Source organism: Streptomyces sp. NPDC046831 (assembly GCF_040645305.1).
GTDB lineage: Bacteria > Actinomycetota > Actinomycetes > Streptomycetales > Streptomycetaceae > Streptomyces.
Window position 1 is genome coordinate 1 of record NZ_JBEYXZ010000001.1, and the last position, 13,822, is coordinate 13,822.

Annotated in this window: 14 protein-coding genes; 12 read left to right on the plus strand and 2 right to left on the minus strand. The window is 72.3% G+C overall.

From position 1 onward, the window contains the following. Nucleotides 1-270, plus strand: a 270-nt coding sequence (locus ABZ920_RS00005) for a sigma-70 family RNA polymerase sigma factor (protein ID WP_361496630.1), incomplete at its 5' end; no start/stop codon positions are given. Between the two features lie 189 nt (nucleotides 271-459). On the opposite strand, the gene ABZ920_RS00010 is transcribed toward ABZ920_RS00005, so the two are convergent. Then, a complete protein-coding gene (locus ABZ920_RS00010) occupies nucleotides 460-618 on the minus strand; it encodes a hypothetical protein (RefSeq protein ID WP_361496633.1) in 159 nt (52 codons plus the stop codon). 34 nt (nucleotides 619-652) lie between these two features. On the opposite strand from ABZ920_RS00010, the gene ABZ920_RS00015 reads away from it, so the two are divergent. The 6 genes from ABZ920_RS00015 (at nucleotide 653) to ABZ920_RS00040 (ending at nucleotide 7,348) form a co-directional block, all read left to right on the plus strand. After that, a complete protein-coding gene (locus ABZ920_RS00015) occupies nucleotides 653-883 on the plus strand; it encodes a hypothetical protein (protein ID WP_361496636.1) in 231 nt (76 codons plus the stop codon). Continuing rightward, complete coding sequence (locus tag ABZ920_RS00020) at nucleotides 880-3,111, plus strand: SpoIIE family protein phosphatase (RefSeq protein WP_361496639.1); 2,232 nt, start codon at nucleotides 880-882, stop codon at nucleotides 3,109-3,111. The genes ABZ920_RS00015 and ABZ920_RS00020 overlap by 4 nt, the downstream gene beginning before the upstream one ends. A gap of 157 nt (nucleotides 3,112-3,268) precedes the next feature. After that, nucleotides 3,269-3,715: an ATP-binding protein gene (locus ABZ920_RS00025; RefSeq protein WP_361496642.1), complete on the plus strand. Its 447-nt coding sequence runs from the start codon at nucleotides 3,269-3,271 to the stop codon at nucleotides 3,713-3,715. Nucleotides 3,716-4,305: 590 nt separating this feature from the next. Further along, complete coding sequence (locus tag ABZ920_RS00030) at nucleotides 4,306-5,481, plus strand: phospholipase D-like domain-containing protein (RefSeq protein ID WP_361497541.1); 1,176 nt, start codon at nucleotides 4,306-4,308, stop codon at nucleotides 5,479-5,481. 146 nt (nucleotides 5,482-5,627) lie between these two features. Next, entirely contained in the window at nucleotides 5,628-6,098 is a 471-nt protein-coding gene (locus tag ABZ920_RS00035) for a TrkA C-terminal domain-containing protein (RefSeq protein ID WP_361497544.1), read from the plus strand. Nucleotides 6,099-6,103: 5 nt separating this feature from the next. Continuing rightward, complete coding sequence (locus ABZ920_RS00040) at nucleotides 6,104-7,348, plus strand: cation:proton antiporter (protein ID WP_361496644.1); 1,245 nt, start codon at nucleotides 6,104-6,106, stop codon at nucleotides 7,346-7,348. 267 nt (nucleotides 7,349-7,615) lie between these two features. Here ABZ920_RS00040 and ABZ920_RS00045 read toward each other — a convergent pair whose 3' ends face one another. Next, complete coding sequence (locus tag ABZ920_RS00045; RefSeq protein WP_361497547.1) at nucleotides 7,616-9,070, minus strand: glyceraldehyde-3-phosphate dehydrogenase; 1,455 nt, start codon at nucleotides 9,068-9,070, stop codon at nucleotides 7,616-7,618. A 723-nt stretch (nucleotides 9,071-9,793) separates the two neighbouring features. Between ABZ920_RS00045 and ABZ920_RS00050 the strand changes: the two genes are divergently transcribed. From ABZ920_RS00050 to ABZ920_RS00070, 5 genes are all read left to right on the plus strand, one after another. Continuing rightward, nucleotides 9,794-10,999: an ATP-binding protein gene (locus tag ABZ920_RS00050; RefSeq protein ID WP_361496647.1), complete on the plus strand. Its 1,206-nt coding sequence runs from the start codon at nucleotides 9,794-9,796 to the stop codon at nucleotides 10,997-10,999. Then, nucleotides 10,996-11,397, plus strand: a complete 402-nt coding sequence (locus ABZ920_RS00055) for a roadblock/LC7 domain-containing protein (RefSeq protein WP_361496650.1) — start codon at nucleotides 10,996-10,998, stop codon at nucleotides 11,395-11,397. The genes ABZ920_RS00050 and ABZ920_RS00055 overlap by 4 nt, the downstream gene beginning before the upstream one ends. Continuing rightward, entirely contained in the window at nucleotides 11,394-11,768 is a 375-nt protein-coding gene (locus tag ABZ920_RS00060) for a DUF742 domain-containing protein (RefSeq protein ID WP_361496653.1), read from the plus strand. The genes ABZ920_RS00055 and ABZ920_RS00060 overlap by 4 nt, the downstream gene beginning before the upstream one ends. Beyond that, nucleotides 11,743-12,345 (plus strand): ATP/GTP-binding protein, encoded by a 603-nt coding sequence (locus tag ABZ920_RS00065; protein ID WP_361496656.1) that lies wholly within the window; start codon nucleotides 11,743-11,745, stop codon nucleotides 12,343-12,345. The genes ABZ920_RS00060 and ABZ920_RS00065 overlap by 26 nt, the downstream gene beginning before the upstream one ends. 100 nt (nucleotides 12,346-12,445) lie before the next feature. Beyond that, nucleotides 12,446-13,747, plus strand: coding sequence for a cytochrome P450 (locus tag ABZ920_RS00070; RefSeq protein WP_361497550.1), 1,302 nt, complete (start codon nucleotides 12,446-12,448; stop codon nucleotides 13,745-13,747). The last annotated feature ends 75 nt before the right edge of the window (nucleotides 13,748-13,822 follow it).

Consider the following 13,822-nt stretch of genomic DNA (forward strand, 5'->3'; position numbering starts at 1 on the left):
ATCGGGGGCAGTGAGGACGGCGAGACGGTGCTGGCGGACTTCATCGGCACCGATGACGCGGCGCTGGAGCTGGTGGAGGACTTCCATGCGCTGGCTCCGTTGATCGCGGGTCTGGACGAGCGGGACCGGAAGATCATTCACTGGCGGTTCGTGGAGGAGCTGACCCAGGCGCAGATCGGGGAGCGTCTGGGGGTGTCGCAGATGCACGTGTCGCGTCTGCTGTCGCGCACGCTGAAGAACCTGCGCGAGGGCATGCTCTCCACCGGCTGACACCCTTCTGTCCGAGGCCGGGTCCCCGGGTACGGGACGACCGCGCACCGGCGCGACCGGGAGCGGCCGGCCCGTCGCCCGTCATGCCGGTCGGTGCCGGCCTCGTCACCGGGTCCGCGAGTGCGGCACAGGTAGGGCGGACGGCACAGGTAGGGCGGACAGGGGTCGGCAGGCGACGCGAAGGACGAGCTACGGGTGTTCCGGGTGGTGGAGGTGGCGTGGTCCGGCGACGTAGCGGTGCTCGCCCCGCGGGGCGAGCTGGACCACGACAGCGTCGTGCAGCTCGACGAGGCCGCCGACACCTCTCGCCGAAGGCGGCGCCCCGCTCTCCGTCGTCGAATGCTCCACGCCGGCCTTCTGCGACTCCTCCGGGATCGGCGGCTTGGTCCGCCTCTACCAGCGGCTGTCCCGCGACGGCGCGGTGCTGCGGGTGGCGGCCGCGCCGCCGTCCGTGCGGCGCGCCTTCGTCCTGACCGGTTCGGACCGGGCGATCGCGGTGCATCCGACCCTGGACGCGGCACTGGCCTGGCCGGTGGGGCATGCTGTACCGGACGGTGCGGCGGCCGCCGCGGCGGGACAGCGCGCCGTCGGGGAAGGGAGGCGGAGGACGTGACAGCCGAGCCCGAGCGGCGACCGGCTTTCCTCGCGGTGGCGAGGCCCGATGCCTCCGGAGCCCGGCGCGGAGCCGCGGCGCAGTGCACCGCCAAGGACGATCTGTCCACGCTTTTCGGCCATTCCCGCGCGGCCTTCGCGCTCATGTCGGGGCCCGCCCACGTACTCGAATCGGCCAATGCGACCTTCTTCGCGGCCATCGGCGGCGGTGAACGGGAACGCACGGGTGTGCCGCTCGGGGATCTGGTGCCGGAACTGGCCGGGCAGGGCTTCCTCGCCCTGCTCGACCGCGTCCACGGCACCGGCGAGCGCCACGTCGGCCGCAACGCCCGCATCGTCCTCGGCGAAGGTGCCGCCGCCCGCGAGGCCTACTTCGACTTCACCTACGAACCGCGCCTGGACGAGAGCGGCGACGTCGTCGGCGTGTGCATGATCGGGGTGGAGACCACCCAGGTCAAGCACGCCCAGCGGCTGGCCGCCGAACACCGGGTGCTGCTGGAGCAGATCGCCCGGGAGGCGCCGCTCGCTGACGTCCTGGACGGCATGTGCCGGGCCATGGAGGAACTCTCCCCCGAGGTGCTCGTCTCGGTGCTGCTGGCCGATCCGGACGGGGGCCGGCTGCGGCACGGCGCGGCCCCGAGCCTGCCCGACTTCTACAACCAGGCCATCGACGGGATCGCCGCCGGGGAGGGCGTCGGATCCTGCGGCACCGCCGCCCACCGGCGCGAGACGGTGATCGTCGCCGACATCGCCGGCGATCCGCTGTGGCGCGACTTCCGCCACCTCGCGGACCGGGCCGGGCTGGCGGCCTGCTGGTCGACGCCCATCCTGGCCCGCGACGGCCAACTGCTGGGCACCTTCGCGATGTACCACCGCACCCCGCGCGCCCCGCAGGAGGCGGACCTCGCCCTGGCCCGCGTCTTCGTCGACACGGCCGCGCTCGCCATCGAGCGGCACCGGGTCGAACAGGCCCGCCGGGCCGCCGACGCCCGCGAGAAGGCGGCCCGCGAGGACCTCGCCTTCCTCCTGGCGGCGAGTACCGCCCTGGCCGCAGGCCTGGACGAGATGCAGACACTGCACCGGCTGGCCGCCCTGTGCTCCCCGAACCTGGCCCCCATGGCCACGGTCGACGTCGTCGAGGAGGGCCGCGTGCGGCGCGTCGCCGCCGTGGCGCCCGCCGCCCGCGACCGCGCGCTGCTGTCCTCCCACGTCCCGGCCCACGACCCGGCCCGGAACGCGGTGGCCCGTGTCCTGCGCTCCGGTGTCACGGAGGTGGCCCGCCGCCCCCCGACCGAGCCGGGCCCCTGGCGGGAACTCGGTGTCACCGGTTACGTGTGCGTCCCGCTCACCGGCCGGGGACGGCCGTTCGGCGCCCTCACCCTGCTGTCCAGCGGTGACCACGGCCTGGACGGCCACCAGGTGGGCATGGCGGAGGAACTGGCCCGCCGCGCCGCCTCCGCCGCCCGCAACGCACGCCTGTACACCCAGCGCGCCGCTCTCGCCCGCGACCTGCAGAGGGGTCTGCTGCTGCCCGACCTGCCCGAGATTCCCGGGGCCGAACTGGCCGCGCACTACCACCCGGCCGGCGAGGGCCTCGACATCGGCGGCGACTTCTACGACGTCTTCGCCCTGGACGACGGCACCTGGGGGTTCGTGCTCGGCGACGTCTGCGGCCGCGGGGCGGTCGCCGCGACGACCACCGCCCTGGTCCGTCACACCGCGCGCGCCGTCGCCCCGCTCCTGCCCGGGCCGGTGGACGTCGTCAGGGCCGTCAACAGGGCGCTGCACAACCGCCCCCCGCACCACGGCAACGGCTTCGTCACCCTCATCTACGGCCGTCTCACCCCCACCCCCGAGGGCCTGGCCGTCGACCTCGTCCGCGCCGGGCACACCCTCCCCCTGCTGCTGGACGACCGGCACACCGTCCGCACCATCGACGCGCGGGGCGCCCTGCTGGGCGGGGGCATCGACCCGCAGGTGTCCCCCTGCCGTCTTCTGCTGCGGCCGCACGAGAGTCTGCTTCTCTACACCGACGGCATCACCGAGTGCCGCACCGCGACGGGGCCCGAGCAGTACGGCGACGCCCGCCTCGCCCGCGCCCTGGCCTCCGCCCCGCGGCGGCCGGGCGCCCAGGACGTCCTGAGGGCCGTGACGGGCGACGTGCACTTCTTCACCGGCGGCGGCGACGTCGACGACGACCAGGCGGCCCTCGTCATCACGGCGAGATGACGCACGGCGCGCGGGCGGACGGCCGTCCGCCCGCGCTCGGGGACCTTCGCCCCCCGGTCGGCCGTACGGGTGACGCCCGGTAACCTCCTGCATGGCCGCAGCCCGGCGAGGAAGACGGCAGTGGCTTGTTGGAACAGGCAAGGACGAGGCGCAACGCATGCATGAGACAGCGGATGGTGACCGCGGTGGTGAGCCGCTGCCGCAGCCGATTCGAGCGGCCGCGGCCTACGGCGGCTCGACCTCCGGGCTCATCGCCGACGCCCGTGATCTGGTGCGGGGCGTCCTGGTGCACACCCGGTCCCAGCGGGGCACGGTCGTCCCCGAGCACGTGATCGCGTCCGCCCAGATCGTCGTCAGCGAACTGGTCACCAACGCGTTCAAGTACGCGCACGGCACGTGCCAGCTCCGCCTCGAGGCCCGCGCCGACGTCCTGGAGGTGGCGGTCTGGGACGACAGCCCGGCGAAACCCGTGGCCCGCTCACCGGACCCGGGCCGGGTCGGCCAGCACGGCCTGGAGATCGTCAAGGCGCTCTGCCACAGCGTGGAGATCAGTTCCGCGGCCGCCGGGAAATGGGTCACGGCCGTCCTCGCACTGACCGGCTGACCCACCGGCACCATCCGCCGCCCGCGCCTGGGTCCACCCGCGTCCGCCCGCGCCTGGGTCCACCCGCGTCCGCCCGCGCCTGGGTCCACCCGCGTCCGCCTGCCCCGGGGTTCGTCCGCGTGCCCGCCTGCCCCGGGGTTCGTCCGCCCTCGCGTCCGCCCGGGCCGTCCGCGTGACGCCGCCTGCCGGAACCGCCCGCCACCGCCTGCCGGAACCGCCCGCCACCGCCCGCCGCGAGGACACCGGACGCCCGCCACCCCACTCCTCGCCGGCCACTCGGCGGCCTGCCGCTCGCCACCAGGTGGCCCGGTCCGTGCGGCGGGGGAGGACGGACGGACCGGTGCCACGCCGGCCAGGCGCGGCCCACCCCGCGCCGGCGGAACGGACGGGGCGCCTCCGCGCCGACGGCGCCGTGGCCGCGAGCCGCCGGGCATGCGACCGGGGCAAACCTGGTATACGTACGCCGACCAGCGGCTCGGAGTGCTTTTCGGGTTCGGAGGGGTCACCCCGCAGACATGACCGGCCACCGGGAGACGGAACGCGACGTGCGACAGGCGACGGAACACCACCAGGGCATCGACACCACCGCCATGGAGGCGGTGGACACGGCCGACCTCCGCAAGCAGCGTCTGCGAAGACGGCTGGAGCGTCTGATAGGCATCGCCGCGACCGAGGGGAACGAGCTGGTGCCGCTGCGCAACGGCGACGCCATCTTCCCCGCCATGCTCGAGGCGATCCGCGGCGCGCGGCACACCATCGACATGATGACGTTCGTCTACTGGCGCGGCGAGATCGCCCGCGAGTTCGCCGACGCGCTGGCCGAGCGGGCGCGTGCCGGTCTGCGCGTGCGACTCCTGCTCGACGGGTTCGGCGCCAGGGAGATCGAGAAGGACCTGCTGGACGCCATGGACGACGCGGGCGTGCAGGTGGCGTGGTTCCGCAAGCCGCTGCGGCTGTCGCCGCTGAAGCAGAACCACCGCTGCCACCGCAAGGCCCTCGTGGTCGACGAGACGGTGGCCTTCACCGGCGGTGTCGGCATCGCCGAGGAGTGGTGCGGAGACGCCCGCAACCCCGGCGAATGGCGCGACACCCATGTGCGGGTGCGCGGTCCCGCCGTCGACGGCATCGCCGCCGCCTTCGCGCAGAACTGGGCCGAGTGCCACGACACGCTCTACGACGAGTGCGACCGGTTCAACGAGCACGAGCAGCCGGGCCGGGCCACCGTCCAGGTGGTCCGCGGGTCGGCCAGCATCGGCTGGCAGGACATGCAGACGCTGATCCGGGTCGTGCTGACGTCGGCCGAGGAAAGCTTCCGGCTGGCCACCGCGTACTTCGCCCCCGACACGTACTTCGTGCGGCTGCTGGCCGAGACGGCCCGGCGCGGGGTGGCGGTGCAGATCCTGCTGCCCGGTCCGTACACCGACCAGCGCGCGTGCCAGCTGGCGGGACAGCAGCACTACCAGACACTGCTCGACGCGGGCGTCGACATCCGCCAGTACCAGCCCACCATGCTCCACACGAAGATCATCACCGTGGACGGCGTCGCCTCGCTGATCGGCTCCACCAACTTCAACCGGCGCTCCCTGGAGCACGACGAGGAGGTCATGCTCGCCGTCCTGGACGAGGACTTCACCGCCACGCTGGATCAGGACTTCGACAACGACCTGGCGCGCAGTGAGGCCATCGACCCCACCCGCTGGCGTCGCCGTCCCCTCGCGCAGCGGGCGCGGGAGGCCGTCGTCACGCCCATCCGACACTTCCTGTGAGGGGCGGGCCCTGCTCCGGCGGGCGGCGCCGGATGATCGTCCTGCGGGGCCCCTCGTACGGGCGCTCCGGACAGATCGATAAAGTGACTCCCACGGTTGACTAAAGAAACGTTCAAGTGGGGAGGGTGACCGTGGGCGCCATGCGCATGAGCAGCACGCCGTTGCCGGGCATCGGAGTCCGGTACGACCTGACGACGCGGGAGCACCGCCGGCTGTCCGTGGTCGCCCACCGGGACGGCTCGCGCACACTGAGCGCCTACCGGGAGGACGATCCGGACGCCTGCGCGCTGTCCGTGCGGCTGACCTCGCCGGAGGCGGAGGCGCTGGTCGCCGCGATGATGCCGGGGCACCACAGCCCCAGCCTGCTGTCGACGACCGAACTGGGACTGGTGGCCGAGCGCGTCGAGCTGTCCGCCGCGTCGCACTGGAACGGCCGGCTGCTGGGCGAGACCCGGATGCGCACCGAGACCGGCGTGTCGATCGTGGCGGTCCTGCGCCGGGCGGAGGCCTTCCCTTCCCCCGGACCGGACTTCCGCCTGGCGGGCGGTGACATCCTCATCGTGATCGGCACCCGCGAGGGTGTGGAGGCGGCCGCCGCGATCCTCGGCCGGGAGTGAGCGCGATGCACTCCTCCGCGGTCTTCCTGATCGAGTTCGGCGCCATCATCCTCGGCCTGGGGCTGCTCGGCCGCTTCGCCGGGCGCCTGCGGTTCTCCCCGATCCCGCTGTACCTGCTCGCCGGCCTGGCGTTCGGGGAGGGCGGGCTGCTGCCGCTGGGCGCCAGCGAGGAGTTCGTGGCCATCGGCGCCGAGATCGGCGTCATCCTGCTGCTGCTCATGCTGGGCCTGGAGTACTCGGCCAGCGACCTGGTCTCCAACCTCAGGACCCAGTACCCGGCCGGACTCGTCGACGCGGCACTCAACGCCCTGCCCGGCGCCGCCGCGGCCCTGCTGCTCGGCTGGGGACCGGTGGCCGCCGTCGTGCTGGCCGGCGTCACCTGGATCTCCTCCTCGGGCGTCATCGCCAAGGTCCTCGGCGACCTGGGCCGACTGGGCAACCGCGAGACCCCCGTCGTCCTGAGCGTCCTCGTCCTGGAGGACCTGTCCATGGCCGTGTACCTGCCGGTCGTCACCGCGCTGCTGGCGGGGACCGGACTGGCGGCCGGCAGTGTCACCCTGGCGATCGCGCTGGGGGCGGCCGGGCTGGTGCTGCTGCTGGCGGTGCGCTACGGACGGCACATCTCCCGCTTCGTCTCCAGCGACGACCCGGAGAAGCTGCTCCTGGTGGTCCTCGGCCTCACCCTCCTGGTGGCCGGCATCGCCCAGCAGCTGCAGGTCTCCGCGGCCGTGGGCGCGTTCCTGGTGGGCATCGCCCTGTCCGGCGAGGCCGCCGAGGGCGCGCACACCCTGCTGGCGCCCCTGAGGGACCTGTTCGCCGCCGTGTTCTTCGTCTTCTTCGGCCTGCACACCGACCCGGCCAGCATCCCGCCGGTGCTGCTGCCCGCGCTCGCGCTGGCCGCCGTCACCGCGCTCACCAAGATCGCCACCGGGTACTGGGCGGCACGGCGGGCCGGGATATCGGCGAAGGGCCGCTGGCGGGCGGGCGGCACCCTCGTCGCACGCGGCGAGTTCTCCATCGTGATCGCCGGCCTGGCCGTCACCGCCGGGATCGAGCCCTCGCTCGGCCCGCTGGCCACGGCCTACGTCCTCCTGCTGGTGGTCGTCGGCCCGCTGACCGCCCGCTACACCGAGCCGGTCGCCCTCTGGGCCACCGGCCGGCTGCGCGCCGGATCGCCGCAGCACCGGGCGCCCGCCCTGGCGCCGCACGAGCTGCCCGCCGACCGGGAGGACCCGGTCGGCGGGTCCTGACAGCGGCCGCCCCCGCGGTCCGGCCGGCCGGCCCTTAGTCACCCGTGAGTGCGTCGACCGGCCGGACGAAACCGCACACGGCTCCCACGAGAGAGGGCGGCGGTGCGGGGGGCGGGGCGGCGACCGGCTCGCACCGGCCGCCGCCCGCCCGCCACCGCACCGCCGCCCTTGCGTCACGGCCGTACCCGGCCGGTCCGCCCATGCTTCACGGCCGTACCGGTCCGGTCCGCCCCGTACCTCACGGCGGTACCGGCCCGGTCCGCTGGATCAGACAGCCGGGGCCGGGTACGTCGGGTACTCCACGCCGGAGACGTGCTGGACGACCCGGACGACCTGGCAGGAGTAGCCGAACTCGTTGTCGTACCACAGGTAGAGGATCGCGTTGTCGCCCTCGACCTTGGTGGCGCCGGCGTCGACGATCGAGGCGTGGCGCGAGCCGATGAAGTCGCTCGACACCGCGTCCGGCGCGCTGATGAAGTCGATCTGGCGCTTCAGCGGCGACGTCAGCGACACCTCGCGCAGGTAGTCGAGGACGTCCCGGCGGGTCGTCTCGCGCGCCAGCTGGAGGTTCAGGATCGCGATCGAGACGTCCGGCACCGGGACACGGATCGAGCTGCCGGTGATCCGCGCCTTGAGGTCGGGCAGCGCCTTGGCGACCGCCGAGGCGGCACCCGTCTCGGTGATGACCATGTTGAGCGGCGCCGAGCGGCCGCGGCGGTCGGACTTGTGGTAGTTGTCCAGCAGGTTCTGGTCGTTGGTGAACGAGTGGACGGTCTCCACGTGACCGCGCAGGACGCCGTACTCGTCGTCCATCGCCTTCAGCGGGGGGACGATGGCGTTGGTGGTGCAGGAGGCGCAGGACAGGATCTGCTCGTCCGGCTTGATCGTGTCGTGGTTGACGCCGTGGACGATGTTGGGGACGTCGCCCTTGCCCGGCGCGGTCAGCACGACCTTGTCGATGCCGGGACGCAGGTGCTTCGACAGGCCCTCGCGGTCGCGCCACTTGCCGGTGTTGTCGATCAGGATGGCGTTGTCGATGCCGTACGCGGTGTAGTCCACCGACGCCGGGTCGTCGGCGTAGATCACCTTGATCTCGTTGCCGTTGGCGACGATCGTGCTGTTCGCCTCGTCGACGGTGATGGTTCCCTGGAACTGCCCGTGGATGGAGTCCCGGCGCAGCAGCGAGGCGCGCTTGACGAGGTCCTCGGCGGCCCGCCCGCCGCCGCTCCGCACGACGATGGCGCGCAGCCGCAGACCGTTGCCGGAGCCCGACTTCTCGATGAGCAGACGCGCCACGAGGCGGCCGATGCGCCCGAAGCCGTAGAGGACGACGTCACGCGGCTCGCGGCGCTCGATCCTGTCGGCACCCGTCGCGCCGGCGACGGCCTCCGCGGTGAACTCCTCGACCGACAGCCCGCGGCCGTCGCTGCGGTGGGTCGCGGCGAGCATGCCGATGTCGATCTGGGACGGGCCGAGGTCGAGGGTGGTCAGAGCCCGCAGGAACGGCAGGGTCTGCGTCACCGAGAGTTCCTCGCCGGCGATCTGCCGGGCGAAGCGGTGGGTCTTGAGGATGCTGACCACCGACTTGTTCACCAAGGAGCGGCTGTGGAGCAGGACAGTGACGTCCCGCTCCCGGTGCAGCTTGCCGATCATCGGGATCATCGATTCCGCGATCTCTTCGCGGGTCTTCCAGTCGGTGAACGCGTCGTCGTTGACAGTCACAGAAGTCATCTTTCGAGCTAGGTGGCGCTCATATGCTAAGCCCATGCCGTGATGATCTTTCACTGGGTGTCCTGACGTGGGTCTCCCGGTGCGGGTGGCGAGGCGGCGTCCGCCGCGAGGGGGCTCGCTGTCCGACCGGGCGAAGGGGGTGTATCGGGTCGTTCCGCTCCCAAGGGGGCGGCAGGCCCGCGGGGTTCGCCCTTGGGGTGCTCGCGGCCGGGGCGGTGCCGTGGGCGGTCACGGAGGTCCGGCGCTCGTGCGGGGAAGTCGCCCGCGTCCTCCGCGCCGTCCGGCACGCGCGCGGTCCCGCCGGAACCCGTGAAGTGCGCGCGGTTCGCCCGCTCTTCCTCCGCCCCTCCCCCGGGCGTCACCACCGGGGTGCCGCGTCCGGCGGTGCGGGCGTCGGACCCGCCGCCGAGCGGCCGGGGAGGTCGTCCACCCGCCGGTTCCGCGTCATGCAAGGATGGGTGTGTGGTTCTTGTGACGGTCTGCAATTGCGGTGCCCGTCAAGCTCGTTGAGCATATGCGGCTGATAAGATCATCCCGCTTTTCGGTAGGCTGACGGCGTGTCATGAACGCGTACGGGGGACAGTCTCGTAGGCCCCATCGCTAAGGAGTGAGTGTTGGTCCGCCGGCAGGACCGCGGGTGTTCGAGAGCAGAGCCCCGACCCGGACCGGTGGGCTGCCCGCGCACGCTGTGCGATGCGACTTGAAGAGAGTCTCATGACGTCTTTGATCCGGGATCCACTGCTGTGGATCTTGATTGTGGTGCTCGCGGCTGCGGTGATCGCAGTGATGCGGGCGCGGAGAACCAACATGGCGCTCCGAAGAACGAAGAAGGACCTGGAGACAGGACTGGGCGAGGCCCGCGGTGAGGTCGGTCAGCTCCACGCCCACGTGTCGGCCCTCGGCGCACAGCACCAGCGTGACCTCGCCGACGTCCGCGCGGACGCCGAGTCGGCGACCAAGGCGGTGCTGAAGTCCGCCATGGGCACCCTGCAGTCCCTCGCCGAGGAGCAGCAGGTCCTGCTGGACAGCCTCCTGAAGAAGTACGGGAACGACACGGAGGTCCTCGCCGACCTCATGTCGGTCGACCACACGGGCAGCCAGTTCGGCCGCCGCGCCAAGGGCATCTCGGTCCTCTGCGGCGGATGGCTTGGCCGGCGCGACGGCGCCGCCACCGTCTACGACGTCGCCCGCAGCGCGCAGGGCCGGATCAAGGACTTCAACCGGGTCGGCGTCCACTCCCAGGTCAACGTCTCCATCGCCAGCAAGGCGGTCGAACCGATCGCGGTCGTCCTCGCCGAACTGCTGGACAACGCGACGAATTACAGCGCCCCCGGCACCCCGGTCGAGGTCAACATCCAGGCCGTGCCCACCGGTGTCTGCTTCATCGTCGACGACGCCGGCCTCGGCATGGACCAGGAGACCAAGGACCGGGCGGCGACCCTGCTGTCCGCCGACGGCCCGGTCGACATCACCAGTCTCGGTGACCCGCCCCGATTCGGTTTCGCCGTGTGCGGCATGCTCGCCGCGCGCTACGGCTTCACTGTCTCCGTCGGCTCGGTCTCCCCCTACGGCGGAGTGCGTGCAGTGATTCGTGTACCCGAGGAGCTCCTCGCGGCCGACGCCCCCGCGCCCGCCGCCGGTACCCAGGACACCGGCGACCAGGAACCCGCCCCCCAGCGCCTGGCGCCGGTTCCCGTCGTGGGCCCCTCGCACGTGGTGGGCACGACGCAGGGCGGTCTGCCCAAGCGCCGGCGCCGGTCGGGCCCCGTCTCGGTGGTCCCGGTTCCGGACGCCCCCACGCCCGAGGACGTCACCTCCGAGCCGGACAGCGAGGTCACGGCATCGCGTCTCGGGGCCTTCGCCCGCGGCACTCAGCTCGGTCGGACCACGAACACCACGGAAGGACCTGACAACCAGTGAACACCGATCTGTCGTGGGTGCTGAACGACGTGCTCGAGGTGCGCGGGGCCCGTCACGCGGTCCTCGTCTCGGGCGACGGCCTGCTGCTGCAGCGCTCGGACGACATCTCGCGCGACGACGCGGAGACGAACGCCGCGGCGATGAGCTCGATGCAGTCACTGAGCCGCGCCGTCGCCGGCTTCGTCGGTTCGGGCCACGGGATATGGAAGCAGACGCTGCTGGAGTACGACGGCGGCTGGATCTTCCTGATCGCCGCCGGCTCGGGCGCCTACCTCGCCGTCTCCGCCGCGCTGGACGTCGACATGGAGGCCATGTCGTTCCGGATGCAGAAGACGGTGGCCGCGCTGAGCAAGGCCATGAGTGTGGCGCCGCGCTCGGACAACGGTGTCGGCGCATGACGACCCCCGGCGAGGAAGGGTCCGTCACCAGCGACTTCGTCCGCTCCTACGTCATCACCGGCGGCCGGAGCCTGCCGGCCTCCGACGACCTGGCCCTGCACACCCTGGTCACCCTGGCTCCCGAGCGGACCCTTCCGCTGGGGGCCGGCCCCGAGGTCAAGGCGATCTGGAACCTGTGCGCGGGAGGCTACCTGTCGGTCGCCGAGGTGGCCGGCCACCTGGGCCTGCCGGTCGGGGTGGCCCGGCTCCTGCTCACCGATTTATTCGAACAGGGGCACCTCCTGCGCCGCGCCGAACCGCCCAGGGCGCAGAACGTTGACCGAGCGATCCTCGAGAAGGTTTTGAATGGACTCCACTCCCTCATCGGCTGAGACGGCCAATGGATCCATCTACGTCTCCAGCGCGGTGACCAACGCTGCCAAGATCCTGGTCGTCGGGCATTTCGCCGTGGGCAAGACGACCTTCATCGGCTCGCTGTCGGAGATCACCCCGCTGCGCACCGAGGAGAAGATGACGAAGGCGTCCCTCCACGTGGACGACCTGAGGGGCGTGGCGGACAAGACCACCACCACCGTGGCTCTGGACTTCGGCCGCCTGACGCTGAGCGACGAACTCGTGCTCTACCTGTTCGGCACCCCCGGCCAGCAGCGTTTCATGCAGCTGTGGGAGGACATGGCCCGCGGCGCGCTCGGAGCGCTGCTCCTGGTCGACCCCGCCCGGCTGGAGGAGACCTTCCCCGTCATCGACCTGGTCGAGGGCTGCGGACTCGAGTACGCGATCGCGGTCAACAGCTTCACACCGGAGAAGGCGTACGAGGAGTCCGAGGTGCGCGAGGCACTCGACCTGCTCCCCGACACCCCCGTGGTCTACTGCGACGCCCGCGACCGGCAGTCCTCCGCCCGGGCGCTGATCGCGCTGGTGCGTCACCTGCTCGACCGCGCAGCCTGATCCGCCACGCCCACCCGCCCGGACCGCGAGGTCCGGGACCAGCATAAGGATTCCCATGGACCGTCAGACAGTCTCCGCCCCCGCCGGCGGCAGATGCCCCATGCACGACGCCGCGTTCGCCGCCGACCCGCAGCAGGTCTACGACCGCCTTCGCGCCCACGGTCCGGCCGGACCGGTCGAACTCGCACCCGGCGTCGACGCCACCCTGGTCGTCGGCCACGAGGTGGCCCTGCGCGTGCTGCAGAACTCCACGCTCTTCGCCCGGGACGCCCGCCGCTGGAAGGCCCTCGGCGAAGGCCGCATCGGCATGGACAACCCCGTGCTGCCGATGATGGCCTACCGGCCCAACTGCCTGTTCACCGACGGCGCGGTGCACCTCAGGCTGCGCAAGGCCGTCACCGACAGCCTCGCCAAGCTGAACATGACCCGCATCCGCCGCGACGTGGAGCCGATCGCCGACTACCTGATCGACCGGTTCAGCGAACTCGGCCGCGCCGACCTCCTCAACGACTACGCCAAGCTGCTGCCGCTGCTGCTGTTCAACAAGCTCTTCGGCTGCCCGGCCGACATCGGCGACAGGCTCACCAGCTCCATGTCGGCGATCTTCGACGGCAAGGACGCCCTGCGCGCCAACGAGGAGCTCACCGCCTGCCTGATGGAGCTGATCGCCCTCAAGCGCCGCCAGCCGGGCGACGACGTCACCTCCTGGCTGATCCAGCACCCCGCCGGGCTCACCGACGAGGAGCTCAAGGACCAGCTGGTCATGCTGATGGGCGCCGGCGTCGAACCCGAGCGCAACCTGATCGGCAACGCCCTGCTCCTGTTGCTCTCGCCGAGCGGGGGCGGCCGCGCCGCCGGCATGCTGATCGAGGAGGCGCTCGACCACGTCCTGTGGAACCAGACGCCGATCGCCAACTACGCCACCCACTACCCCGTCCAGGACGTCGACCTCGGGGGAGTGGTCGCCGAGGCGAACACCCCGGTCGTCATCAGCTTCGCCGCGGCCAACAGCGACCCCGCGCTCGCCGAGGCCCGCCGCAAGCACAGCAAGGGCGCCCACCTGGCGTGGGGAGCCGGCCCGCACGCCTGCCCGGCCAAGGACCCGGCCCAGGTCATCGCCACCACGGCGATCGAGCGCCTGCTCAACGCCCTGCCCGACATGACGCTGGCCGCGCCCGAGCAGGGCCTGCAGTGGCGGCCCGGACCGTTCCACCGCGCCCTGGTCGCCCTGCCCGTGGCGTTCGGCCCGACGCCGGCGACCCGCATGGCGTCCCTGCGGCAGAACCGGACCGCCGCGACCGCGGAACAGCCGCCCCCGGCGGCCTCCACCGCGGCCGCCCGCCGCGAGCCGGCCAGGAGGAAGGGCTTCTGGAGCAGCTTCCTGGACATCTTCCGGGTCTGAGACCCGTCGCGCGTCCGCCCGCCGGCCCGGTACACGGCGCCGGATCGGCGCGGCCGCGGGGGCGGGTGCGCGCGG